24 protein-coding genes are annotated in these 22,616 nt (G+C 56.3%); 14 read left to right on the plus strand and 10 right to left on the minus strand.

Annotation, left to right across the window (positions count from 1 at the left end; translation table 11 throughout):
* The first annotated feature begins 112 nt into the window (after window positions 1–112).
* Window positions 113–829, plus strand: a complete 717-nt coding sequence (locus tag ACMGGR_RS14605; protein WP_246760393.1) for an ABC transporter ATP-binding protein — start codon at window positions 113–115, stop codon at window positions 827–829.
* Between the two features lie 12 nt (window positions 830–841).
* Here ACMGGR_RS14605 and bioD read toward each other — a convergent pair whose 3' ends face one another.
* Genes bioD through bioB form a run of 4 tightly spaced genes read right to left on the minus strand, consistent with a single transcriptional unit; the run spans window position 842 to window position 4,427 of the window.
* Window positions 842–1,516 carry a dethiobiotin synthase gene (gene bioD, locus ACMGGR_RS14610; RefSeq protein WP_246760392.1) on the minus strand — a complete coding sequence of 225 codons (675 nt, stop codon included), beginning with the start codon at window positions 1,514–1,516 and terminating at the stop codon, window positions 842–844.
* Window positions 1,506–2,264, minus strand: a complete 759-nt coding sequence (gene bioC, locus ACMGGR_RS14615) for a malonyl-ACP O-methyltransferase BioC (protein ID WP_246760391.1) — start codon at window positions 2,262–2,264, stop codon at window positions 1,506–1,508. The genes bioD and bioC overlap by 11 nt, the downstream gene beginning before the upstream one ends.
* A complete protein-coding gene (gene bioF, locus ACMGGR_RS14620; protein ID WP_414147205.1) occupies window positions 2,245–3,396 on the minus strand; it encodes an 8-amino-7-oxononanoate synthase in 1,152 nt (383 codons plus the stop codon). Before bioF ends, bioC begins: the two co-directional genes overlap by 20 nt.
* Window positions 3,396–4,427, minus strand: coding sequence for a biotin synthase BioB (gene bioB / locus ACMGGR_RS14625; RefSeq protein ID WP_246760389.1), 1,032 nt, complete (start codon window positions 4,425–4,427; stop codon window positions 3,396–3,398). The genes bioF and bioB overlap by 1 nt, the downstream gene beginning before the upstream one ends.
* A gap of 141 nt (window positions 4,428–4,568) precedes the next feature.
* On the opposite strand from bioB, the gene bioA reads away from it, so the two are divergent.
* The 4 genes from bioA to ACMGGR_RS14645 all read left to right on the plus strand — a co-directional run bounded on the left by bioA (window position 4,569) and on the right by ACMGGR_RS14645 (window position 8,174).
* On the plus strand, window positions 4,569–5,858 hold the full coding sequence (gene bioA, locus ACMGGR_RS14630; RefSeq protein ID WP_414147206.1) for an adenosylmethionine--8-amino-7-oxononanoate transaminase: 1,290 nt from the start codon (window positions 4,569–4,571) through the stop codon (window positions 5,856–5,858).
* A gap of 91 nt (window positions 5,859–5,949) precedes the next feature.
* Window positions 5,950–7,002 (plus strand): NADP-dependent oxidoreductase, encoded by a 1,053-nt coding sequence (locus ACMGGR_RS14635; protein WP_246760387.1) that lies wholly within the window; start codon window positions 5,950–5,952, stop codon window positions 7,000–7,002.
* 1 nt (window position 7,003) lies between these two features.
* Window positions 7,004–7,684 carry a type 1 glutamine amidotransferase domain-containing protein gene (locus ACMGGR_RS14640; protein WP_246760386.1) on the plus strand — a complete coding sequence of 227 codons (681 nt, stop codon included), beginning with the start codon at window positions 7,004–7,006 and terminating at the stop codon, window positions 7,682–7,684.
* A 13-nt stretch (window positions 7,685–7,697) separates the two neighbouring features.
* A complete protein-coding gene (locus tag ACMGGR_RS14645) occupies window positions 7,698–8,174 on the plus strand; it encodes a kinase inhibitor (protein ID WP_414147207.1) in 477 nt (158 codons plus the stop codon).
* Between the two features lie 35 nt (window positions 8,175–8,209).
* Here ACMGGR_RS14645 and pgl read toward each other — a convergent pair whose 3' ends face one another.
* Window positions 8,210–9,205 carry a 6-phosphogluconolactonase gene (gene pgl, locus ACMGGR_RS14650; protein ID WP_414147208.1) on the minus strand — a complete coding sequence of 332 codons (996 nt, stop codon included), beginning with the start codon at window positions 9,203–9,205 and terminating at the stop codon, window positions 8,210–8,212.
* Between the two features lie 148 nt (window positions 9,206–9,353).
* Between pgl and ACMGGR_RS14655 the strand changes: the two genes are divergently transcribed.
* Window positions 9,354–10,172: a pyridoxal phosphatase gene (locus tag ACMGGR_RS14655; protein WP_414147209.1), complete on the plus strand. Its 819-nt coding sequence runs from the start codon at window positions 9,354–9,356 to the stop codon at window positions 10,170–10,172.
* Window positions 10,173–10,228: 56 nt separating this feature from the next.
* On the opposite strand, the gene modC is transcribed toward ACMGGR_RS14655, so the two are convergent.
* The 4 genes from modC to ACMGGR_RS14675 all read right to left on the minus strand — a co-directional run bounded on the left by modC (window position 10,229) and on the right by ACMGGR_RS14675 (window position 13,044).
* Window positions 10,229–11,287, minus strand: a complete 1,059-nt coding sequence (gene modC / locus ACMGGR_RS14660; RefSeq protein WP_414148973.1) for a molybdenum ABC transporter ATP-binding protein ModC — start codon at window positions 11,285–11,287, stop codon at window positions 10,229–10,231.
* Entirely contained in the window at window positions 11,281–11,976 is a 696-nt protein-coding gene (gene modB / locus ACMGGR_RS14665) for a molybdate ABC transporter permease subunit (RefSeq protein ID WP_414147210.1), read from the minus strand. Before modB ends, modC begins: the two co-directional genes overlap by 7 nt.
* Window positions 11,973–12,743, minus strand: a complete 771-nt coding sequence (gene modA / locus ACMGGR_RS14670; RefSeq protein WP_414147211.1) for a molybdate ABC transporter substrate-binding protein — start codon at window positions 12,741–12,743, stop codon at window positions 11,973–11,975. Before modA ends, modB begins: the two co-directional genes overlap by 4 nt.
* A gap of 145 nt (window positions 12,744–12,888) precedes the next feature.
* Window positions 12,889–13,044, minus strand: a complete 156-nt coding sequence (locus tag ACMGGR_RS14675; RefSeq protein WP_246760380.1) for an AcrZ family multidrug efflux pump-associated protein — start codon at window positions 13,042–13,044, stop codon at window positions 12,889–12,891.
* A 143-nt stretch (window positions 13,045–13,187) separates the two neighbouring features.
* On the opposite strand from ACMGGR_RS14675, the gene modE reads away from it, so the two are divergent.
* The 8 genes from modE to gpmA all read left to right on the plus strand — a co-directional run bounded on the left by modE (window position 13,188) and on the right by gpmA (window position 21,247).
* Window positions 13,188–13,967, plus strand: a complete 780-nt coding sequence (gene modE, locus ACMGGR_RS14680) for a molybdenum-dependent transcriptional regulator (RefSeq protein WP_414147212.1) — start codon at window positions 13,188–13,190, stop codon at window positions 13,965–13,967.
* Window positions 13,968–14,043: 76 nt separating this feature from the next.
* Window positions 14,044–15,510, plus strand: coding sequence for a molybdate ABC transporter ATP-binding protein ModF (modF, locus tag ACMGGR_RS14685; protein ID WP_414147213.1), 1,467 nt, complete (start codon window positions 14,044–14,046; stop codon window positions 15,508–15,510).
* 375 nt (window positions 15,511–15,885) lie between these two features.
* On the plus strand, window positions 15,886–16,254 hold the full coding sequence (locus ACMGGR_RS14690) for a tlde1 domain-containing protein (RefSeq protein WP_414147214.1): 369 nt from the start codon (window positions 15,886–15,888) through the stop codon (window positions 16,252–16,254).
* Window positions 16,251–16,688 (plus strand): hypothetical protein, encoded by a 438-nt coding sequence (locus ACMGGR_RS14695; protein ID WP_414147215.1) that lies wholly within the window; start codon window positions 16,251–16,253, stop codon window positions 16,686–16,688. Before ACMGGR_RS14690 ends, ACMGGR_RS14695 begins: the two co-directional genes overlap by 4 nt.
* Before the next feature lie 434 nt (window positions 16,689–17,122).
* Entirely contained in the window at window positions 17,123–18,169 is a 1,047-nt protein-coding gene (gene galT, locus ACMGGR_RS14700; RefSeq protein ID WP_414147216.1) for a galactose-1-phosphate uridylyltransferase, read from the plus strand.
* A gap of 2 nt (window positions 18,170–18,171) precedes the next feature.
* Complete coding sequence (gene galK, locus ACMGGR_RS14705) at window positions 18,172–19,320, plus strand: galactokinase (protein WP_414147217.1); 1,149 nt, start codon at window positions 18,172–18,174, stop codon at window positions 19,318–19,320.
* On the plus strand, window positions 19,314–20,348 hold the full coding sequence (gene galM / locus ACMGGR_RS14710; RefSeq protein ID WP_414147218.1) for a galactose-1-epimerase: 1,035 nt from the start codon (window positions 19,314–19,316) through the stop codon (window positions 20,346–20,348). The genes galK and galM overlap by 7 nt, the downstream gene beginning before the upstream one ends.
* A gap of 146 nt (window positions 20,349–20,494) precedes the next feature.
* Complete coding sequence (gene gpmA / locus ACMGGR_RS14715) at window positions 20,495–21,247, plus strand: 2,3-diphosphoglycerate-dependent phosphoglycerate mutase (RefSeq protein ID WP_246760372.1); 753 nt, start codon at window positions 20,495–20,497, stop codon at window positions 21,245–21,247.
* A gap of 93 nt (window positions 21,248–21,340) precedes the next feature.
* Here the strand turns inward: gpmA and aroG are convergent, their stop codons facing one another.
* Complete coding sequence (gene aroG / locus ACMGGR_RS14720) at window positions 21,341–22,393, minus strand: 3-deoxy-7-phosphoheptulonate synthase AroG (RefSeq protein WP_414147219.1); 1,053 nt, start codon at window positions 22,391–22,393, stop codon at window positions 21,341–21,343.
* Between the last annotated feature and the right edge of the window lie 223 nt (window positions 22,394–22,616).

The following is a 22,616-nucleotide window of genomic DNA, read 5'->3' on the forward strand; positions in this document are numbered from 1 at the left end:
TTCACTACGTCAGCGTGTGAAGCGCAAACTGCGGACGTTGCCAAAACGTGACTGTTCGCCATCCATTGCCAAACGGAGGCGCGATCGAAAACCGTCCGAAGGAGAGTGTCAGATGCTGAGCTTACATGCGATTAACCAGTTTTATGGACAGAATCATATTTTGTGGGATGTCGATCTGGAGCTGCCGCCGGGCACCTGCACCGGCGTACTGGGTCGGCCAGGCATGGGTAAGACCACGCTGGTGAACTGTATTATGGGCCATCTGCCAATCAATAGCGGCTCCATTACCTGGCAGGAAGGGAACAGGCCGCCGCAAAATTTGCTGGCGCAGCCGGTCGAAAAACGCGCCGCGCTAGGCATTGGCTATGTGCCGCAGGGCCGTCATCTTTTTTCTCAGCTTAGCGTTGAGGAGAATTTGCAGATAGCGCTGCTGGCGGGCGTGGGGCAGCAGGGCCATCCGGCTATTCCGCCGATGGTTTACGATCTGTTTCCGGCGTTGTATTCGCTGCGTCACCGCCGCAGCGGCGAGCTGGCGCTGGACCAGCAGCAGCAGCTGGCGTTGGCCAGAGCGCTGGTGCTGCAGCCGAAGCTGCTGATTCTGGATGAGCCAACGGAAGGGATGTCGCCCTGGCTGGAGGAGGAGATGGGCAATCTGATCCACCGGCTGAATCACGATTTCGGGCTGACTATCCTGCTGCTGGAGCAGCGAATTTCGTTTATCCGTAAGGTGGCCGACTATTTTCTGCTGCTGCACCGCGGGCGCAACGTGGCGCATGGCAAAGTTGCGCAGCTGGATGAAAGCATGGTGAACACCTGGCTAACGGCCTGAACGGCCGTTAACTTACTCCGGTAGGCGAACATAGCGGCCCAGCTGGTCGAAGTCGGCGCTGTTCGTCAGGTAAGGGATTTCACCCAGCAGCGGCGCAGGTAAGCGCTGCCGTAGCGTCGCCATATATTCGGCGTGGCGCTTGCCCGCTGGCTGTACCACGTTAGCTATCCAGCCTGCCAGCCGCAGCCCGCTGGCCTGGACGGCCTGCGCCGTCAGCATGGCGTGATTGATGCAGCCCAGCTTGACGCCAACCACCAGCACCACCGGCAGCTGTTCCTGTATTACCCAGTCGGCAAAGGTGTGTTCTTCGCTTAGTGGCGTAAACCAGCCGCCCGCGCCTTCCGTCAGTACCCAGTCGGCCTGCTGTTGCAGCGCCGCCAGACCGGCGGAAAGACGAGAAAGCTCTATCGGCCTGCCCTCTTCCGCGCTCACAATATGCGGCGAGGTCGGCTCCAGAAAGGCCAGCGGATTGATACTCTCGTAAGGCAGTTCCAGCACGCTGTTTTGCTGTAAAGCCAGCGCGTCACTGTTGCGGATACCGTCCGCCGTTACTTCACAGCCGGAAGCGACAGGCTTATAGCCTACGCTACGCAGCCCGGCAGCTTTTGCCGCCTGTAGCAGCGCGGTGCTGGCAACCGTTTTTCCTACTTCCGTATCCGTACCGGTAATAAACCAACTACTCACCATCGATAACTCCATACAGCAGATGATAGCTGAGCAGAAAACCGCGCTCGTCGCGCGGCCAGCTCTGCGCCAGCTGATGTAAATGTCCCCGGCTTAGCAGCCCGCCACGTCGCCCGTGGTGTAAATGCGTTGCGCCAATGCCTTTTAGCGATCGCAAGGCGCTCAACACGTCAGGAAATGCCAGCGTCAGCGTGTGCTGCTCCAGCCGCAGATCGAGTTCGGCTGCTGCTGCGCTTGTTTCCGCCACGCTCAAAAAACGATTGACGGGCGCGGGTAGATCCAGCGTTTGCCAGGCCAGATTCAGCTCGCCAAGCGACCCCGCCGCCAGCGTTGAAAACAGTACCTGTCCACCGGGACGCGTAACGCGCCGCATTTCGTGCAGCGCCAGGCGTAAATCGCTGCACCACTGGACGGCAAGGTTGCTCCAGCAGACGTCAAAGCCGGCATCGGCAAAGGGCAGCGCTTCGATATCGCCTTGCTGATAGCTATCGGCGGTGTCGTGTAGCCTGGCCTGCTCCAGCATCTCCACCGATAAATCCAGCGCCGTCACATGATGGCCCGCGCTGCGCCAGCGCTGGCTAAACCAGCCTGGCCCACAGCCCGCGTCAAGCACCCGGCAGTGCTGTGGTCTGCGGGCAAACGAGAAGAGCTTCTCCCCGCTCAGCCGCTGTAGCTCAGCATGCTGGTTGTAGCTTTGCGCCGCTTTGCCAAAGGCCTGAGCGACCGCCGCCTTATTGACCGTTTGCGTCATGCAGCGCCTCCAGTAAGCGGTAAATATCTTCTTCGCCGTGCGCCGCGCTTAGCGTGATGCGCAGGCGCGCGGTGCCTTTCGGCACGGTTGGCGGGCGAATAGCCGTCACCCAGCAGCCTCGCTCACGCAGCCTGCCCGCCAGCCGCAGCGCCTGTGCTTCCTCGCCCACCAGTAAAGGCTGGATGGCGGTAGCGGAAGGCAGCAAGGTGAGCGACTTATCAACGCCAGCACGGAACAGCGCGATATTGCGTTGCAGTTGCTCACGCAGCTCATCGCCCTGTTGTACCGCCTCCAGCGCCGCCTGTAGGGCAAAAGCCTGCGCGGGTGGCATCGCCGTGCTGTAAATCAGATGACGAGCAAACTGCAACAAGTAATCTGCCGTTTCTTCGCTACAGAGTACCGCCGCGCCGCTTAGCCCAAATGCTTTACCAAAAGTCACCACCAGCAGCTCTGGCCGGACTTTTTGCTGCCAGCAGCTGCCGCGCCCCTGTTCGCCGATCACGCCAACGCCGTGCGCATCATCCACCATTAGCCAGCTCTGGTGCGCAGCGGCCAGCTGATGTAGATCCGCCAGCGGCGCGCTGTCGCCGTCCATGCTAAAGACACCTTCGGTAACGACCAGCGTTTCGCCTTCGGGCGAACTCTCTAACAATTTTGCCAGCGCCTGCGGCTGATTGTGGGCGAAGCGCCGCAGCGTGGCCGGACTCAGCGAGGCCGCCTCCAGCAGCGAAGCGTGCGATAGCCGATCGGCCAGGATGCGGTCATTTTTTTGCATCATCGCCGCGATAACCGCCTGGTTCGCCGCAAAACCAGAGATAAACAGCAGCGCGCGCGGATAGCCCAGCCAGCTGGCCAGCTGCTGCTCAAATTCCTGATGAGGCAAGCCGTAACCGGTGACATGGCCCGATCCGCCCGCCCCCACGCCATAGCGTTCAGCGCCCTGCTGCCAGGCTTTGATAATCGCCGGATCCTGACTCAGCCCCAGATAGTCGTTGGCGGAGAAATTCAGGTAGCGATGACCATCAACGCAAAGCGTTCGGGCATCATTCTGCTGATGAACGCGGCGCTGGCGAAACTGCTGGCTGGCCCGCCGCTCGTCGAGCGCCAGGCCGATACGTTGCTGCCAGCTCATTACAGGGCCGCGTTATAGAACTGCTCGGTGTCGGCGGTCAGTAGCTGACCGGCTAACGCCTGCTGCTGCTCGTTATCACCGGCTGCGGTAGTGGTATGTTCCGGATTCAGGCCCAGCTTGCGGAACAGGATTAAATCTTTGTCCTCTTCCGGGTTTGGCGTGGTCAGCAGCTTGCAGCCGTAGAAAATCGAGTTCGCACCAGCCATAAAGCACATCGCCTGCGTTTGCTCGCTCATCTGCTCGCGACCGGCAGACAGGCGTACGTGCGAGGTCGGCATCATGATACGCGCCACAGCGATAGTGCGGATAAAATCGAAAGGATCGACATCGTCGTTGTCCGCCAGCGGCGTGCCTTTGACCTTCACCAGCATGTTGATCGGCACGCTTTCCGGCGGCACCGGCAGGTTTGCCAGCTGCACCAGCAGACCGGCGCGATCGTTCACGGTTTCGCCCAGCCCGACAATACCGCCGGAGCAAACTTTGATCCCGGCATCGCGCACTTTGCCCAGGGTATCAAGGCGTTCCTGATAGCTGCGCGTGGTGATGATGCTGCCGTAAAACTCTGGCGAGGTGTCCAGGTTGTGGTTGTAGTAATCCAGTCCGGCGTGCGCCAGGCGGCTGGCCTGCTCGTCGCTGAGCGTGCCGAGCGTCATGCAGGTTTCCAGCCCCATCGCCTTCACGCCTTTGACCATCTGCTCCAGATAAGGCATATCGCGCTCGTGGGGGTTTTTCCACGCCGCGCCCATGCAGAAGCGGTCTGACCCTGCGGCTTTGGCTTTACGCGCTGACACCAGCACCTCTTCCACCTCCATCAGGCGCTCGGATTCCAGCCCGGTTTTATAACGCGCGCTCTGCGGACAATATTTGCAGTCTTCCGGACAGGCGCCGGTTTTGATCGACAGCAGCGTGCTGACCTGCACCTGACGCGGATCGAAATGTTGACGGTGGATCTGCTGCGCTTCAAACATCAGCTCCAGAAAAGGCTTGTCGAAAAGGGCCTGCGCCTGTGCGATTGTCCAGCGATTTGCCATTGCTTGCTCCAGAAAGGGGGTAAATAAGGTCTCAGGCGGCTAAAAAACGTAAAGCGCCACAAACGAGGGCGCTTTATCAACCGCCTTTTTTACGGTTATACTTGTAAACTAATTTTTTTAATTTTGGTTTACAAGTATTTTATGACGCCCAACGATCTCGCCTTCGACCGTGACCATATCTGGCATCCCTACACTTCCATGAGCAAACCGCTGCCGGTCTATCCGGTGGTGGCCGCGTTCGAGACCACGCTAAAACTGGATGATGGCCGGGAACTGACGGACGGTATGTCATCATGGTGGGCGGCGATCCACGGCTACAACCATCCGCGCCTGAACCAGGCGATGCACGCGCAGATTGCGCAGATGTCGCACGTGATGTTTGGCGGCATTACGCATCCGTCGGCCGTGGCGCTTTGTCGCCGTCTGGTAGAGATGACGCCGCAGGGCCTGGAGTGCGTTTTCCTGGCGGATTCTGGCTCGGTGGCCGTTGAAGTGTCGATGAAAATGGCACTGCAATACTGGCAGGCGCGCGGCGAAAAGCGTCAGCGCTTTCTGACGCTGCGTAACGGTTATCACGGTGACACTTTTGCCGCCATGTCGGTGTGCGATCCGCAAAACTCTATGCATTCGCTTTATCAGGGCTATTTGCCGAATCATCTGTTTGCCGCCGCGCCCGCCTGCGGTTTTGACGATGAGTGGCAGGAAAACGATATCGCTGATTTTGCGCGGTTGCTTACGCAGCATGCGCATGAGCTGGCGGCGGTCATTCTGGAACCCATTGTCCAGGGCGCGGGCGGGATGCGTTTTTACCATCCGCGCTATCTGCAAGCGGTGCGAGAGCTGTGCGATAGTCACAATGTGCTGCTGATCGCGGATGAGATCGCGACAGGTTTTGGCCGCACCGGCAAGCTTTTCGCCTGCGACCATGCCGGCATCGCGCCGGATATCTTATGCGTTGGTAAGGCGCTGACCGGCGGCACAATGACGCTTTCCGCCACGCTGACCACGCGCGAAGTGGCCAACACCATCAGCAACGGCGAGGCGGGCTGCTTTATGCATGGCCCAACGTTTATGGGCAATCCGCTGGCCTGCGCCGTCGCCAGCGAAAGCCTGGCCATGCTGCAGGAAAATCAGTGGCAGCAGCAGGTCAGCGCGATTGAAACACAGCTGCGCGCCGGGCTGTTACCGCTAAAAGCGCAGCCTGAAGTTGCCGATGCCCGCGTGCTGGGTGCCATTGGCGTGATTGAAACCCGTCGTCCGGTCAATATGGCCGCGCTTCAGCGCTTTTTCGTCGAGCGCGGCGTCTGGATCCGGCCTTTCGGCAAACTTATTTATCTGATGCCGCCCTATATTATTCAGCCGCAGGCGCTTAAAAAGCTGACGGATGCAATAGCCGAAGCGGTGCAGCAGCCCGGCCTTTTTCTGGATTGAGCCTTGAGCGGCATGGCACAGTCGACCAGGCGAGAGAGACGCGCATGCACTACGCTTCTTACAAGTTGTACCTCGTTAAGGAGAAAGAACTATGCCGCAAGACAAACAGACAAACCGCCGTATCGTACTGGCTTCACGCCCGCACGGTGCGCCAACCGAAGCTAACTTCCGTCTGGAGTCGCAGCACGTACCCGAGCCAGGGAAAGGCCAAATTTTGCTGCGGACCGTCTGGCTATCGCTGGACCCCTATATGCGCGGTCGTATGAGCGACGCGCCCTCCTATGTCCCGCCCGTCGCCGTGAATGATGTGATGGGCGCGGGCACCGTTGCCGTTGTTGAAAAGTCTAACCATGAAGATTATCAGCCGGGCGACTGGGTAGTCAGCCAGAGCGGCTGGCAGGATTTTGCCCTGTCCGACGGAAAAGACCTCTTTAAACTCAGCGGCCCGGTACTGAAGCATCCGTCATGGGCGCTGGGCATGCTGGGAATGACCGGCTTTACTGCCTATATGGGCCTGCTGGATATCGGTAATCCTCAGCCTGGCGAAACCGTGGTGGTCGGGGCGGCTACCGGCGCGGTGGGATCGATGGTCGGTCAGATCGCTAAGCTGAAAGGCTGCTACGTGGTTGGCATCGCCGGTGGCGAAGAGAAATGCCGCTATGCCGAAGAGGTGCTGGGCTTTGACCGCTGCCTGGACCACCGCTCTGGCGATCTGGCGGAATCACTGAAGCGCTACTGTCGCGATGGTATCGACGTCTATTTTGAAAGCGTTGGCGGCCCGGTGTTTGAGGCCGTCCTGCCGTTGATGAACACTAAGGGACGTATTCCGGTCTGTGGATTAATCGCCGATTACAACAGCACCGATACGCCCAGCGGCCCCGACCGCCTGCCGCAGTTCCAGGGTGCGATCCTGCGCAAACGCCTGCGCGTCGAAGGTTTTATCATTACTCAGGACTACGGCCACCGCTTCGAAGAGTTTTTCCAGCAGATGAGCCAGTGGGTAGCCGAAGACCGCTTTGTATTCCGCGAAGATGTGATAGACGGCCTGGATAACGCGCCGGAAACCTTTATCGGCATGCTGGAAGGCAAAAACTTCGGCAAGGTGCTGATTCGCGTAGCCGGTGACAAACCATCAGGAGTGTAAGATGAAAATTTTAATGGTGCTGACCTCACATGACCAGCTTGGCGACACCGGTAAAAAAACCGGCTTCTGGCTGGAAGAGTTCGCTGCGCCTTATTACGTTTTCCGCGATGCCGGCGCGAACGTCGTGCTGGCTTCGCCCGCAGGCGGACAGCCGCCACTCGATCCCGTCAGCGACGAGCCCGATGCGCAAACTGCCGATACCGAACGCTTTCGCAAAGATATTGCCGCTCAGCAGGCGCTGGCCAATACGCAACAGCTGGCCGATATCGACAGCAGCACGTTTGACGCGGTGTTTTATCCTGGCGGACACGGCCCTTTATGGGATCTGGCCGAAAACCAGCACAGCATCGAACTGATTGAGAGTTTCTACGCCAACGGTAAGCCGGTGGGCGCCGTGTGCCACGCGCCGGGCGTGTTAAAGCAGGCTAAGAAGCCGGACGGTACGCCGCTGGTGGCTGGTAAACGAGTTACCGGTTTCAGCAACAGTGAAGAAGACGCCGTTGGCCTGACGAATGTGGTACCTTTCCTGGTCGAGGATGCGTTGAAAACGCTGGGCGCGGAGTATGAAAAAACCGATGACTGGGGCAGCTATGCCATCACCGACGGTCATCTGGTAACCGGCCAGAATCCCGCATCCTCCGCAGCCGCAGCCGAGGAGCTGCTGAAACTGCTTCATCAATAAACCAGGAGGGGAAATGAAACTCTTTAGCCAGGATTTTCACGACGGCGACAAACTGCCAGAGCGGCAGGTTTTTAACGGTATGGGCTACGGCGGCGATAATCTGTCCCCGCATCTGGCCTGGGATGATGTGCCGCCCGGCACTAAAAGCTTTGTGGTGACCTGTTTCGATCCCGATGCGCCAACCGGTTCCGGCTGGTGGCACTGGGGCGTGGCAAATCTGTCCGCTGATACGCGCGTGCTGCCGCAGGGCGCAGGTTCCGGCATCGCCGATCTGCCTTCGGGCGCAGTGCAAACCCGTACCGACTTTGGTAAGGCGGGCTATGGTGGCGCGGCACCGCCAAAAGGCGAAAGCCATCGCTATATCTTTACCGTTTACGCACTGGACGTAGAGAAACTGGAAGTGGACGAGCAGGCCAGCGGCGCGATGCTGGGCTTTAACGTGCATTTTCACCAGCTGGCGAGCGCTTCCATCACCGCTATTTACAGCTGATTAAAACAGGCGGCAATTCTGTCGCCTGTCTCGGTTTAAATTTCCGCTATCGTCACCCACATCGGGCCTTGCCCAACCGCATAGCGAGCCAGCGGCTGCAGCAGTCCCCTTTCCGCAGTAATTTTATAGACTTCGATATGGTGCGACTTCTGTCCTGCCGCAATCAGATACTGACCGCTGGCGTCAATGTTAAAACCGCGCGGCTGCGTTTCCGTCGGCTGATGGCCTTCGACAGTCAGCAAACCACCGTCTTCACTGACGCTGAACACGGTCAGGATGCTGGCCGTACGATCGCAGCTGTAAATGTGACGGCCATCCGGCGTTAAGCGAATATCTGCCGCCCAGCGCGTGTCGCTGAAGCCTGCTGGCATCATATCCAGGCTCTGTACGCGTTCCACTTCGCCATGGGCATTATTGAGCTGCCAGACGTCTACGGTGCTGTCCAGCTCGTTAACGCAGTAGGCGTATTGCTGATTGGGATGGAACACCATATGGCGCGGGCCAGCGCCTTCCACAGTATTAACCTGCGGCTGGGCGTGCGGCGTCAGCTGACCATCTTCCTGCAGATCGAACAGGCAAATGCGATCCTGCTTCAGCGCCGGAACAAACAGCGTGTCGTTACGCAGATCGATATTGGCGGAATGGCAGCCGTCCAGGCCTTTAATCACCTGTAGCGGTTCGCCCGGCAGACCTTCTGCATCAAGTGGCGTTACGCTGACGCAGGCGTCGTTGTAAGAGCCGGTGAAAATAAAGCGGCCCTGGCGATCGGTGGAAATATGCGTCGGGCTGCCAGGCAGTGGTGCTTCTCCCGCTTTGGTCAGCTTGCCTTCGCTGTCGATGTGGAAAGCGATAACGCGGAAGTCAGGACGAATGCCGACATACAAAAAGGCTTTGTCTGGACTGACCACCATCGGCTGAACCTGACCTGGCAGATCGACAACCTGCAACAGCGTTAGCGCGCCCTGTTGCTCGAGCTGAAAGACGTGGATTTGCCCGCTTTCGGGGCTGGCGGTGTAAACGACCTGTTTCATGAATGCTCCTTTTTTCCTGGCGATCTGTTTTGCTTCAGCGTAGCGTGTTTTTCCCGGCTATGCTGGCGGATTTTTGCCAGGCAATTTTGTTAACCTCGTCACAAGGTGTAGACTCGAAAATTCGTGTTGATTATCGTTGGAACTGTTTATGAGTTATCGCGTTATTGCTTTGGACCTGGACGGCACGCTGCTTACGCCACGTAAAACGATTCTTCCCGCCTCGCTGGAAGCGCTGCAAAAAGCCCGACAGGCTGGCGTAAAAGTGATTATCGTCACCGGCCGCCATCACGTTGCCATCCATCCTTTTTATCAGGCGCTGGCGCTGGATACACCTGCAATCTGCTGTAATGGCACCTATTTGTATGATTATCAAGCAAAAAAGGTGTTGGCAGCCGATCCGCTGCCGCCAGAGCAAGCGCTGCGGGTAATTGAGATGCTGGATGAAGCCGCGATCCACGGCCTGCTGTATGTCGATAACGCCATGCTTTACCAGACCGAAACCGGCCACGTCACCCGCACTATTAACTGGGGACTGTCACTGCCGGAACATCAGCGCCCGGTGTTTACTAAAGTGCCAAGCCTGGCGAAAGCGGCGCAAGAAGCGCAATCCATCTGGAAGTTTGCCCTGTCTCATTCCGATACCCACGCTTTACAGCAGTTCGCCGACGGCGTCGAAAAAGAGCTGGGCCTGGCCTGTGAATGGTCATGGCATGATCAGGTGGATATCGCCAAAGCGGGCAACAGCAAAGGCAAACGGCTGGCGGAATGGGTTGCATCTGAAGGTTTGCAGATGAGCGACGTGCTGGCTTTTGGCGATAACTATAACGACCTGAGCATGCTGGAAAATGTCGGGTTGGGCGTGGCGATGGGTAATGCCGACGACGCGATTAAGGCTCGTGCACACCGTGTTATCGGCACCAATCTTGAACCCGGCATCAGCGAAACGATTTACCGGGAAATTCTGTAGTCGGCTTTAGCCGCTATCAGCACGGTCAGAGTCAGCTTTAAAGCTATCAGCACGGCCTAAGTAGCAATCGCTACGCTTTTAATCTGGGCATAAAGCCACATGCCCGGTTTAATCATCAGCTCGTCGCGGGCCCAGGGCGTTATGCGCGCCCACAGCTCGCTTTGCCCCACCAGCAGCTTTACCTCGACGTGGTTATCAATATCCAGCAGCTCGCTGACCTGCGCCGGAATGACGTTGCGAATGCTGCTGTTGAGCGGCGGCTGCAGGACCAGCGACACGTCGGCTGCCTGAAGGCGAATACGCAACGGCGTCTTCAGCGGCGCGTTAATCCGGTCAACCCAGATATGCTGGTCGCCCAGCGACAGCGCGGTCATCGCGTAATGCGGATGCTGCTCCAGAATCTGAACACGCAGCACGCTGCTCTGCTCGGCACGCGGTAGCCACGGACGCATGGTGCTGCTGGCCCAGACTTTCTCCAGCGTGCCCAGCGCTTTCACTTCGCCCTTATCCAGCACCAGCACGTTATCGGCCAGCTGGACAATCTCTTCCAGGCTGTGGCTGACGTACAGGATGGGGATATCAATCTGCTTTGCCAGCTTTTGCAGATACGGCAGCAGCTCGCGCTTGCGCGGCAGATCCAACGAGGCCAGCGGCTCGTCCATCAGCAAGATTTCCGGCGCGCTAAGCAAGGCGCGACCAATCGCCACCCGCTGTTTTTCACCGCCGGAAAGCGAGAAAGGAAAGCGATCCAGCAGTTGTTCAATGCCTAAAAGCGCGACCAGAGCGTCAAACTGTGAGCGCATGCTTTTCGCCATGCCATAGGTAAGATTGCCTTTTACACGATAGTGTGGGAATAGCCGCGCATCCTGAAAAACATAGCCGATGCGCCGCTTTTCGGGCGGCAGATTCAGGCCCGACTCCGCATCAAACAGCAGACGGTCATTGAGCAGAATGCGGCCTTCCTGCGGCGTGGTCAGGCCGCCGATAGCGTTAATCAGCGAGGTTTTTCCAGCCCCGGAAACGCCAAAGATAGCCGTGATCCCTTTTGCGGGCAGCTGCGCGTTAACCTGTAAGGTCGCCTCGCCCAGACGCTGACTGAAATTGAGTTCTAGCATGCGCCCCCCAACCTTTTCCGGCCCCAGCGCGCCAGCCACTCCGATAGCCATAGCGAACAAAGCGCCAGCGCTATGGCAATCAGGCAGAGTCTGGCCGCCGCGTTTTCCGCGCCCGGCGTTTCAATCAGCGTATACATGGCGGAAGGAATGGTGCGCGTTTCACCAGGGATATTGGAGACAAAGGTGATGGTCGCGCCAAATTCGCCCAGCGAGCGGGCAAAGGCCAGCACCGTACCGGCAATAATGCCGGGCAGCGTCAGCGGCAGAGTAATGGTAAAGAAAACCCGCCAGCGCCCTGCACCCAGCGTGCGGGCCGCCAGCTCCAGCCTGCTGTCGACGCTTTCCAGCGCAAGGCGAATCGCCCTGACCATCAGCGGAAAAGCGATGACCGCCGAGGCCAGCGCCGCACCGCGCCAGCTAAAGGCAAAGGTGAAGCCGAACCAGTCATACAGATACTGCCCGATAAAGCCGCGACGGCCAAAACCGATCAGCAGCAGGTAGCCGACGACCACCGGCGGCAGCACCAGCGGCAGGTGGATCAGGCTATCGAGCAGGGTTTTACCGGGAAAACGGCAGCGCACCAGAATCCAGGCCATGAGGATACCGAACGGCAGGCTGAACAGCACCGCCACGCTGGAAACTTTCAGGCTCAGGATAACCGCCTGCCATTCGGGATCGCTTAATATCACAGAGGCGTAAATCCGTAGTGTTTAAACACGGCCGCAGCTTGCGGCCCTTTTAAGTAATTGTAGAACGCGGTCACGCTGGCGGAGGCATGGCCTTTCAGCATCGCCATCGGATATTCCACGGGTTTGTGGCTGTCAGCCGGGAAAACGCCAACCTTCGTTACTTTCTGGCTGGCCATCGCATCGGAGCCATAAACGATACCGTAAGGCGTTTCGTTACGCTCCACCAGCGCCAGCGCGGCACGAACGCTGTTGCCGCGCGCCAGCACCGGCTCGACCGTCTCCCAGGCACCCAGCTTCTGCAACGCCTCTTTGGCATAGATACCGGCCGGAACGTGGTCCGGATCGCCTACCGAAAGACGCTGGCCCTTCAGCAGGCTTTTCCAGTCGGTAGTTTTAGAAATATCAACCTGCTGCGCCTTAGCTTCTTTTGGCGCGATCAGCACCAGATCGTTGCCCAACAGCGTATAGCGGCTGGCTTCATCAATGGTTTTTTTCTGGGCGGCGTAGTCCATCCACTGCTGATCGGCAGAGATAAACAGATCGGCAGGCGCGCCCTGCTCAATTTGTCGGGCCAGCGTAGAAGAAGAAGCGAATGAAGAGACGATCTTCACCTCTTTACCTTGCTGATAAGTGCTGGCGATATCCTGTAGCGCATTGGTCAGGCTGGCCGCAGCAAAAACGGTGATGTTTTCTGCCGCTACCGCGTGGCCTGCAAGGCCGGCCGTCACGACGGCACCGATAAATAACTGGCGTAATTTCACAGACATAATCTTCCCCGAGGTATCGTTATAAAGCAGTCACTATAACGTTTTACCAGGCAGTGTCATGATCTTTATCGGCAAAAAAAGGCAGAAGTTGAGACGGCTCGCAAAAAAATACGCCCGGCGAAAACCGGGCGTACAGGAAGGGGTTTTAGCGACGATCTTTCGCTGGCTGGTCTTTGCGGTGACCAAGAGTAGAAATGACGTTAAACACTTCGCCCAGGCCGTAGATCAGCCCAAGAATAATCGCCATCACCACGGGTACCATGAGGATTGCTTCCCCAAGTCCAATCAGTAATTCCAGCATGGCGTTCTTCCTTATTGAATAAAAGAAACTATTGTATCCATGGAACAAAAAAGTGCACTGACCTTTTGTGCGTTTTCGCGGTTTTTACGTTACGGGCGCACAAGCGTGTACAATTTAGCTATCCCTTTTTTGCAGGAGCATTTATGCAGGCTGAACTTTCCTTAATTTTAAAGCTGCAACAGCGGCTGTTTGCCGATCCCCGTCGTATTGAGCTACTTAAGCAAATTGGCCTGACCGGGTCGATTAGCCAGGGCGCGAAAATGGCGGGCATCAGCTATAAAAGCGCCTGGGATGCGATTAACGAAATGAATCAGCTGGCCGACAGAACGCTGGTAGAGCGCGCAACAGGCGGCAAAGGCGGTGGCGGCGCACAGGTTACCGCCTATGGTGAGAGGCTGATCCAGCTCTATGCCCTGATGGAACAGATTCAGCAAAAGGCGTTTGACGTGTTGCAGGATGACGTGCCGCTGGGCAGTTTATTAGGCGCCATCGCCCGCTTTTCGCTGCAAACCAGCGCCCGTAATCAGCTGTTCGGAACGATTGTCCAGCGCGATGCTCAGACCGTGCAGCAGCACGTCGAGGTACTGCTGGCAGATGGCGCAACGCGTATCAAAGCAGCGTTAACGGAACAGAGCGCTAACCGTCTGGAACTGACCACCGGCAAGGAAGTGTTGGTGTTGATCAAAGCTCCCTGGATAGACGTCACTCAGGCTGCCTCCGCTGCGGATAACCAGCTCAGCGGTACGCTCAGCGAACTGGTAAAAGGCGAAACCCACAGCGAAGCGCTGGTTACTCTGCCCGGCGGTGAGGTACTTTGCGCCACGCTGCCCAACCAGCGCGCAGAGGAACAAAAACTCCAGCCCGGCATCGTGGTGACAGCACATTTTAATGCCGATCGGGTAATTATCGCCACGCTGCTCTGAAAGCGTCAGTCATGTTTGACAGGGCCGCCGCTGGCGATTAATAGTGACAGGTACAATGCATAAAATGGAATAAACAATGTCTACGTTGCAAATTTCGCAAGGCACGTTTCATCTTAGCGCGGCCCGTACGCTGTTACTGAACGAACTGACCATCCAGGCAGGCGCCAGTTGGGCATTCGTTGGCGCAAACGGCAGCGGCAAATCTTCTCTGGCGCGCGCGCTGGCTGGCGAGCTAACCGCCGCGAAAGGAACGCTGGTCAACCAGTTCGTCCGCCCTGCCCGTCTTTCCCTGGAGCAGCTGCAAAAGCTGGTCTCGGAAGAATGGCAGCGCAACAATACGGATATGCTGAGTCCTGACGAAGAAGATACGGGACGTACCACGGCTGAGATCGTTCAGGAGGAGATCCACGACGCGGCCCGCTGCCAGCGTCTGGCCGAGCTTTTCGGCATTACGGCTTTGCTGGATCGCCGCTTTAAATATCTGTCGACAGGTGAGACGCGTAAAGCCCTGTTGTGCCAGGCACTGATGGCTGAACCCGATTTGCTGGTGCTTGACGAGCCTTTTGACGGGCTGGATGTGGCTTCGCGCGCCAACCTGGCTCAGGTGCTGGCGCAGCTGCACCAGCAGGGCTACACAGTAGTGCTGGTGCTGAATCGCTTTGACGATATTCCCGATTTTGTTGAGCAGGTTGGCGTGCTGGCGGAATGCGAGCTAACGCACGTTGGGCCTCGGGAAGCGATTCTTGCCGAAGCGCTGGTTGCACAGCTGGCGCACAGCGAAAACTTACAGGGGATGACGCTGCCGGAAGCGGACGACGCTTCGGCAAAGCATACCCTGCCTGCCGGAGCGCCGCTGATTGTACTGCGTGACGGCGTCGTCTCCTATAACGATCGGGCCATTCTTAACCATCTTGACTGGACGGTAAATCCTGGCGAGCACTGGCAAATTGTTGGCCCAAACGGCGCGGGGAAATCAACGCTGCTTAGCCTGGTGACGGGCGATCACCCTCAGGGCTACAGCAACGATCTAACGCTGTTTGGCCGCCGTCGCGGCAGCGGCGAGACCATCTGGGATATCAAGCAGCACATTGGCTACGTCAGCAGCAGCCTGCATCTGGATTACCGCGTCAGCAGCAGCGTGCGCAACGTCATCCTTTCCGGCTATTTTGATTCTATCGGCATCTACCAGGCCGTTTCCGATCGCCAGCAGAGCCTGGCCCGCCAGTGGCTGCAGGTATTAGGGATGAGCGCGGTAGCGGATGCGCCTTTTCACAGCCTTTCCTGGGGACAGCAGCGGCTGGTGCTGATTGCCCGCGCGCTGGTTAAGCATCCTGCCCTGCTGATTCTGGATGAACCCTTACAGGGTCTGGATTCCATTAATCGTCAGCTGGTGCGCCGCTTTGTTGATGTGCTGATTGGCGAAGGCGCAACGCAGCTGCTGTTTGTTTCGCATCATGCTGAAGACGCGCCGCAGTGTATTACCCATCGCCTGACCTTTGTCCCGGAAGGCGAAAATTATCGCTATCAGCTGGACGCCCTGTAACTTATCACGCCCGCCAGCGATAAAAGGTGCCGGTTTTCCGGCACCTTTTGCCTTTTTTCAAAAGTAAGAAATGATATTTATAGCAAAAAAATCAGGGTAACCCTCGGCATTATAACCAGTCTAATAATATTAGCTTTCGCGGCTATATTCAGAACCTAAAATCAAAGAACAGTCTGAAAATTTATTAGTTTATATACGCACGCCCCCTAAACTATAGTGAAAGTACGCCAGTTATAGATAAAGTCAACTTTTGTCTGATGCAGATCATACTTGATTTATTTCCGGGCGCTCTCCACTGGAATTTTAACAGATCCTGTTAGATGCTATATGCGCAGGCTCAAAGGACAGTGTGTATTTAAAAAAGGATATAAAATTATGGCATGGACTTACAACGTAACGAGCAAGAACTTCTATCTTAACGGCAAATTAAAATTTCAAGCCAGATATGCGGGAGCACCAGGCTATAAAAACAACCCTGATTATGAATGTTTGAGAAACAGAGGCCCGCTGCCCAGAGGGAGATACAGGATTGTTGGTGTTCCGTTCACGCATCGAAAAGCAGGGCCATTTACGCTAAGATTAAAGCCGTATCCGGATAATAGCATGTGTGGCCGGGATGGTTTTCTGATTCATGGCGAGAGTAGAAAGAATCCCGGCACGGCTTCAAATGGCTGTATCATTCTCGACAGGGATTTTCGTAATCTTATATGGAACAGTCTGGACAAGGAAGTAATAGTAATATGAAATATGTCATTTTGTTTTTTATATCATTAAGCATCAACTGCTCTGCCACACAGGTTAAGGATAATAACTGTAAATCCCCCCTGTCCAGCACAGGTATTGCGCTAATGGATGATATGTTCAACAATATGGGAGTAGATCCAAACAGCATTGATAAAGAAAAAATCCGCACCGAATTATTATATAATGAACCCGTAAGCGAAGCGCTGGCCAGACATTATGCGCTGGAAAGATATAGAGCCAATCCGGATAAATGGCTTTCAGTTAAAGATTACATGAATATTTATAGCGAAAGCCACCCGGAAAATTTAATCATAAAGTTTTCCATCCGGAATAAAACAGGTCAGGAAAATATATTTTTAGTTTCCGCTATAGCTAATGATTACGAGTGCGGCGTGAGATATAACGGATATATTATCGTGAAGCGCGAGTTTTAATTTTTTATCCCTCAGGTTTAACCGGAGGGATTTTTTATTCCGTTACCTCGCCGATTGAGGCACCAGCGTGCCTCTTATGCGTTCCGGTCTCCTTTTGGAGCACAATCTTGCTCGCAGGTGGCCAGGGCTTGCTGGTACCAAGTTTGCTCCATCAATGGGCAAACGCTACCAGCACAGACCGATTATTCTGAAAATCCCTTTTTCTTTCATATTTCAACAGCGTAAATAACCTGCTGATATCAGGTGTAACCGCTACCACAGGAAGGCGATAAAGGCCGGGCCGCTATGGATTTTCCAGCCATAAAGCCTGACTTTCAGGAATTTTCATCTTGTGTAAACGATTCCATTTATTCACACTCGATCACGCTTTATTGCGCTGCGCTGTGCTATTTTTCTTACAGGCTTGCCCTTACCCGGTTTTATCAGGACTTAACATGCAAAAATTCAATCCGGTCGATCACCCTCATCGCCGTTACAACCCGCTTTCTGACCAGTGGATTCTGGTTTCTCCGCATCGCGCCAAACGCCCATGGCAGGGCGCGCAGGAAACGCCTTCCCACGAGAAGCTGCCCGCGCACGATCCGGACTGTTTCCTGTGTGCGGGTAATACACGCATCACCGGCGATAAAAATCCGGACTACAGCAGCACCTATGTGTTTACCAACGACTTCGCCGCGCTGATGACCAATACGCCGGACGCGCCGGAAAGCGACGATCTGCTAATGCGCTGTGAAAGCGCGCGCGGCACCAGCCGCGTCATCTGCTTCTCGCCGGACCACAGCAAAACGCTGCCGGAGCTTTCCGTCACCGCACTGGAAGACGTTGTGCGTACCTGGCAGGAACAGACCGCAGACCTGGGCCAGCACTATCCCTGGGTGCAGGTTTTTGAGAACAAAGGCGCAGCGATGGGCTGCTCTAATCCGCATCCGCATGGTCAGGTCTGGGCCAACAGTTTTCTGCCTAACGAAGCTAAGCGCGAGGACGATTTACAGCGTGCCTATTTTGCAAAACACCAGTCGCCGATGCTGGTGGATTACACGCGTCGCGAGCTGAACGACGGTAGCCGTACCGTGGTTGAGACCGAACACTGGCTGGCCGTGGTGCCGTGGTGGGCGGCCTGGCCGTTTGAAACGCTGCTGCTGCCAAAAGCGCACGTTAAACGCCTGACGGACTTAACGGACGAGCAGCGCAGCGATCTGGCCGTGGCGCTGAAGAAGCTAACCAGCCGCTATGACAATCTGTTCCAGTGCTCTTTCCCCTATTCGATGGGCTGGCACGGCGCGCCTTTTAACGACGATGCCAACGAGCACTGGCAGCTGCACGCCCATTTTTATCCGCCGCTGCTGCGTTCCGCGACGGTACGCAAATTTATGGTCGGTTACGAAATGCTGGCCGAAACCCAACGTGATTTAACAGCGGAGCAGGCTGCCGAGCGTCTGCGTGCCGTTAGCGATATTCATTTCCGCGAGACCGGAGCATAACCATGACTTTAAAAGCCCTGACCCAACAGATTTTCAGTGAAAAATTTGGCTATGCCGCCCCGCAGATGATTCAGGCCCCGGGCCGCGTTAACCTGATCGGCGAGCATACCGATTATAACGATGGCTTTGTGCTGCCCTGCGCTATCGACTATCAGACCGTGATCGCCTGCGCAAAGCGCGACGACCGCAAAGTGCGCGTCATCGCCGCCGATTATGAAAATCAGGAAGACATTTTCTCGCTGGATGAGGAGATTGTTCCGCATGACACGCAGATGTGGTCAAACTACGTGCGCGGCGTGGTAAAACACCTGCAAAAGCGCAACGGCGACTTTGGCGGCGTGGATATGGTAATTGCAGGCGACGTGCCGCAGGGTGCGGGTCTGAGCTCTTCCGCTTCGCTGGAAGTGGCTGTCGGTACCGTGTTCCGCCATCTGTACGATCTGCCGCTGGACGGCGCGCAAATTGCCGTTAACGGCCAGGAAGCGGAAAACCAGTTTGTCGGCTGTAACTGCGGCATCATGGACCAGCTGATTTCAGCGCTGGGTGAGAAAGATCACGCTATGCTGCTTGACTGCCGTACGCTGGGGACGCGTCCGGTGCCGATGCCGGAAGATATCGCCGTAGTGATTATCAACTCTAACTTTCGTCGTAACCTGGTAGGCAGCGAATACAATACCCGTCGTCAGCAGTGTGAAGCGGGCGCAAAATTCTTTGGTAAAACCTCGTTGCGCGACGTTGAGCTGGCGCAGTTTGCTGCGATGGAGCACGAGCTGGAGCCGCTGGTAGCCAAACGCGTGCGTCACGTCCTGACGGAAAATGCCCGCACGCTGGAAGCCGCCGACGCGCTGGCGAAAGGCGACCTGGCGCGCATGGCGATGCTGATGGCGGAGTCGCACGCCTCTATGCGCGACGACTTCGAAATTACCGTGAAGCCAATCGACACCCTGGTCGACATTGTGAAAACCACCCTTGGCGAGCGCGGCGGCGTGCGCATGACCGGCGGCGGCTTTGGCGGCTGCGTGGTAGCGCTGATGCCGCTGGACCTGGTCGATAGCGTGAAGGCAGCGGTTGCACAACAGTATGAAGCGCAGTCCGGCATCAAAGAAACCTTTTACGTTTGCAAAGCTTCTGAGGGTGCAAGCCAATGCTGACCGACAAAGCCCACGCGCCTGACGGCCAGCCGTGGCGTATCACCACGCTGCGCAACGCGGGCGGAATGGTCGTCACTTTTATGGACTGGGGCGCAACCTGGCTTTCCGCTCGCGTTCCGATGAAGGATGGCAGCGTGCGCGAGGCGTTGCTGGGCTGCGCCACGCCTTCTGACTATCTTAATCAGACCGCTTACCTTGGCGCGACGGTAGGACGCTATGCCAACCGCATCGCCAGTGCGACTATCAGTCACCAGGGCGAAAGCTGGCAGCTGGTGGCCAATCAGGGCAGCCACCAGCTTCACGGCGGCCCGGACGGGTTTAACAGTCGTCGCTGGCAGATCGTGCGCCAGGCCTGCCAGGAGGTCGAGTATCAACTTCATTCGCCCGATGGCGACCAGGGCTATCCGGGTAATCTGACCGTGACGCTGCTCTACCGTCTGGAAGATGACAACACGCTCTCTATTCATTATCACGCAACGGTGGATAAAGCCTGTCCGGTCAACCTGACCAATCACGCCTATTTCAACCTGGATGCGGAGCATGCCGACGCGCGCCATCATCGACTGCGTTTGCATGCCGACTACTATTTGCCGGTCGACAGTGAAGGCATCCCCAACAGCGAGCTTACCGACGTAACCGATACGGGGTTCGATTTCAGAGAAGCGAAAAGCGTGGCGCGCGACTTCCTGCTGGATAGCGATCAGCGGGCGGTTAAAGGCTACGATCACGCCTTCTTGCTGAACAGCACCGACAGGGATGCTCCCAACGCCGAGCTGTGGTCGGCCGACGGCAGGTTAAAGCTTAGCGTCTTTACCACCGCACCCGCGCTACAGCTCTATTCAGGTAATTATCTGGAAGGCACACCGGCTCGGGAACAGGGCGTCTATACTGCCTTTCAGGGTATAGCGCTGGAAAGCGAGTTTCTGCCCGACTCGCCTAATCATGCCGAATGGCCGCAGCCCGACTGCTGGCTACAGCCAGGTGAATCGTATCAGTCCGTGACGCGCTACCGCCTGACGGCAGTTTGATTAAACGCATGAAAAACGTGCATCGCGTAGGCCGCGGGCTTACCTGCGATGAAGATTTCCGCTATGGTAATGGCCAGTTAGAATTGCGTCGGCAATTTTCGCTTTATCATTATCTTAGAAACGTCAGATTATTAAGGAGTTAAGCTATGGCTGTAACTAAGCTGGTTCTGGTACGTCACGGCGAAAGCCAGTGGAACAACGAAAACCGCTTTACCGGATGGTACGATGTTGATCTTTCCGATAAAGGGCGTACCGAAGCGAAAGCAGCGGGTCAGCTGCTGAAAAAAGAGGGTTTCACCTTCGATTTCGCTTATACCTCCGTGCTGAAACGTGCCATCCACACGCTGTGGAACATTCTTGACGAAGTGGATCAGGTCTGGCTGCCGGTTGAAAAATCCTGGCGTCTGAACGAGCGTCACTACGGCGCGCTGCAGGGTCTGGATAAAGCGGAAACCGCGCAGAAATATGGCGACGAGCAGGTTAAGCAGTGGCGTCGCGGCTTTGCGGTAACGCCGCCGGAGCTGGATCGCGCCGATGAGCGTTTCCCTGGCCACGACCCGCGTTATGCTTCCCTGACCGCCGAGCAGCTGCCAACGACCGAAAGCCTGGCGCTGACCATCGACCGCGTGCTGCCATACTGGAATGAGTCCATCCTGCCGCGCATGAAGAAAGGCGAGAAAGTGATCATCGCTGCTCACGGCAACTCGCTGCGCGCGCTGGTGAAATATCTGGATAATATGAGCGAAGAAGAGATTCTTGAGCTGAACATCCCGACTGGCGTGCCGCTGGTGTATGAGTTTGACGAAAACTTCAAGCCAATCAAACACTACTATCTGGGTGATGCCGACGAAATCGCTGCTAAAGCGGCGGCCGTGGCAAACCAGGGTAAAGCGAAGTAATAAAGCTGTTGTGCCGGTGAAAAGGCCGTACAGGCTTTTTGACCCGAAAAGAAAATCCGCCGAAAGGCGGATTTTTTTCAGGTAAAGCAGGTGCTAGCTGCGACGCGCTTTCACCGCATCGGCCAGCTGGCGCAGCACGGTTTCCGTGTCTTCCCAGCCGATACAGGCGTCGGTCACGCTTTTGCCGTAAACCAGCGGTTCGCCGCTTTCCAGACTCTGGTTACCTTCCACCAGATGGCTTTCAATCATTACGCCGATAATCGCCTTGTCACCGCCAGCAATCTGCTGCGCCACGTCATCCGCCACCGTTAGCTGCTTTTTAAACTGCTTGCTGCTGTTGGCATGGCTGAAGTCGATCATGATTTGCGGCTCCAGCCCTGCTTTCTGCAGGCCCTCTTTCACCGCTTTCACGTGCTCAGCACTGTAGTTAGGCTCTTTGCCACCGCGCAGAATAATATGGCAGTCGCCATTGCCGCTGGTTTCTACGATGGCGGAATGACCATACTTGGTTACCGACAGGAAGCAGTGTGGCGCGCTGGCCGCGTTAATCGCGTCGATAGCCACTTTAATCGTGCCGTCCGTACCGTTTTTGAATCCCACCGGGCACGAAAGGCCGGAAGAAAGCTCGCGGTGCACCTGCGATTCCGTGGTACGTGCGCCGATTGCGCCCCAGCTCATCAGATCGGCCACGTACTGTGGCGTAATCATATCCAGAAACTCACCCGCCGCCGGCAGGCCAGTATCGTTAATATCAAGCAGCAGCTTGCGCGCGATACGCAGACCATCGTTGATCTGATAGCTGTTGTCCATATGCGGATCGTTAATCAGCCCTTTCCAGCCCACGGTGGTACGCGGTTTTTCAAAATAAACGCGCATCACCACTTCCAGCGAGTCGCTCAGCTCTTCGCGCAGCTTCAGCAGGCGGGCGGCATAGTCGGTTGCGGCAGTGGTATCGTGAATGGAGCATGGCCCAATCACCACCAGCAGGCGATCGTCCGTTTTTTGCAGGATGTTATGGATTGCCTGACGGGCAACGGCAACGGTCTTTGCCGCCGTTTCCGTGGCAGGGAATTTTTCAAGTAACGCAACAGGCGGTAAAAGTTCTTTTATCTCTTTAATTCTTAAGTCATCGTTCTGATAATTCATAATATTTCCAGATATTTACTAAGCCGTACTGCACACCAGGCGCATCGCAACCAATCTATCGCGTGCGGGTAAGGCTGTAAATCAACTTTGCGCAAATTATTATCAGCGCGAGTTGCTGTTTTGACACTTTTTACTACACTTTTAATGCTTAACATTTATAAAAACGTATAGAGATCGCCCGCTTTACGATGGCAATCCATGCGAAAGGAGAGTTTCTCTCCAC

It is taken from the genome of Erwinia sp. BNK-24-b (genome assembly GCF_047456155.1).
Lineage (GTDB): Bacteria > Pseudomonadota > Gammaproteobacteria > Enterobacterales > Enterobacteriaceae > Erwinia > Erwinia phyllosphaerae.

Bases quoted from the DNA above. Each gene is read 5' to 3' on its own strand.
- ACMGGR_RS14605 (WP_246760393.1), top strand. From the start codon at position 113: ATGCTGAGCTTACATGCGATTAACCAGTTTTATGGACAGAATCATATT.
- bioD (WP_246760392.1), bottom strand. From the start codon at position 1,516: ATGGTGAGTAGTTGGTTTATTACCGGTACGGATACGGAAGTAGGAAAA.
- bioC (WP_246760391.1), bottom strand. From the start codon at position 2,264: ATGACGCAAACGGTCAATAAGGCGGCGGTCGCTCAGGCCTTTGGCAAA.
- bioF (WP_414147205.1), bottom strand. From the start codon at position 3,396: ATGAGCTGGCAGCAACGTATCGGCCTGGCGCTCGACGAGCGGCGGGCC.
- bioB (WP_246760389.1), bottom strand. From the start codon at position 4,427: ATGGCAAATCGCTGGACAATCGCACAGGCGCAGGCCCTTTTCGACAAG.
- bioA (WP_414147206.1), top strand. From the start codon at position 4,569: ATGACGCCCAACGATCTCGCCTTCGACCGTGACCATATCTGGCATCCC.
- ACMGGR_RS14635 (WP_246760387.1), top strand. From the start codon at position 5,950: ATGCCGCAAGACAAACAGACAAACCGCCGTATCGTACTGGCTTCACGC.
- ACMGGR_RS14640 (WP_246760386.1), top strand. From the start codon at position 7,004: ATGAAAATTTTAATGGTGCTGACCTCACATGACCAGCTTGGCGACACC.
- ACMGGR_RS14645 (WP_414147207.1), top strand. From the start codon at position 7,698: ATGAAACTCTTTAGCCAGGATTTTCACGACGGCGACAAACTGCCAGAG.
- pgl (WP_414147208.1), bottom strand. From the start codon at position 9,205: ATGAAACAGGTCGTTTACACCGCCAGCCCCGAAAGCGGGCAAATCCAC.
- ACMGGR_RS14655 (WP_414147209.1), top strand. From the start codon at position 9,354: ATGAGTTATCGCGTTATTGCTTTGGACCTGGACGGCACGCTGCTTACG.
- modC (WP_414148973.1), bottom strand. From the start codon at position 11,287: ATGCTAGAACTCAATTTCAGTCAGCGTCTGGGCGAGGCGACCTTACAG.
- modA (WP_414147211.1), bottom strand. From the start codon at position 12,743: ATGTCTGTGAAATTACGCCAGTTATTTATCGGTGCCGTCGTGACGGCC.
- ACMGGR_RS14675 (WP_246760380.1), bottom strand. From the start codon at position 13,044: ATGCTGGAATTACTGATTGGACTTGGGGAAGCAATCCTCATGGTACCC.
- modE (WP_414147212.1), top strand. From the start codon at position 13,188: ATGCAGGCTGAACTTTCCTTAATTTTAAAGCTGCAACAGCGGCTGTTT.
- modF (WP_414147213.1), top strand. From the start codon at position 14,044: ATGTCTACGTTGCAAATTTCGCAAGGCACGTTTCATCTTAGCGCGGCC.
- ACMGGR_RS14690 (WP_414147214.1), top strand. From the start codon at position 15,886: ATGGCATGGACTTACAACGTAACGAGCAAGAACTTCTATCTTAACGGC.
- ACMGGR_RS14695 (WP_414147215.1), top strand. From the start codon at position 16,251: ATGAAATATGTCATTTTGTTTTTTATATCATTAAGCATCAACTGCTCT.
- galT (WP_414147216.1), top strand. From the start codon at position 17,123: ATGCAAAAATTCAATCCGGTCGATCACCCTCATCGCCGTTACAACCCG.
- galK (WP_414147217.1), top strand. From the start codon at position 18,172: ATGACTTTAAAAGCCCTGACCCAACAGATTTTCAGTGAAAAATTTGGC.
- galM (WP_414147218.1), top strand. From the start codon at position 19,314: ATGCTGACCGACAAAGCCCACGCGCCTGACGGCCAGCCGTGGCGTATC.
- gpmA (WP_246760372.1), top strand. From the start codon at position 20,495: ATGGCTGTAACTAAGCTGGTTCTGGTACGTCACGGCGAAAGCCAGTGG.
- aroG (WP_414147219.1), bottom strand. From the start codon at position 22,393: ATGAATTATCAGAACGATGACTTAAGAATTAAAGAGATAAAAGAACTT.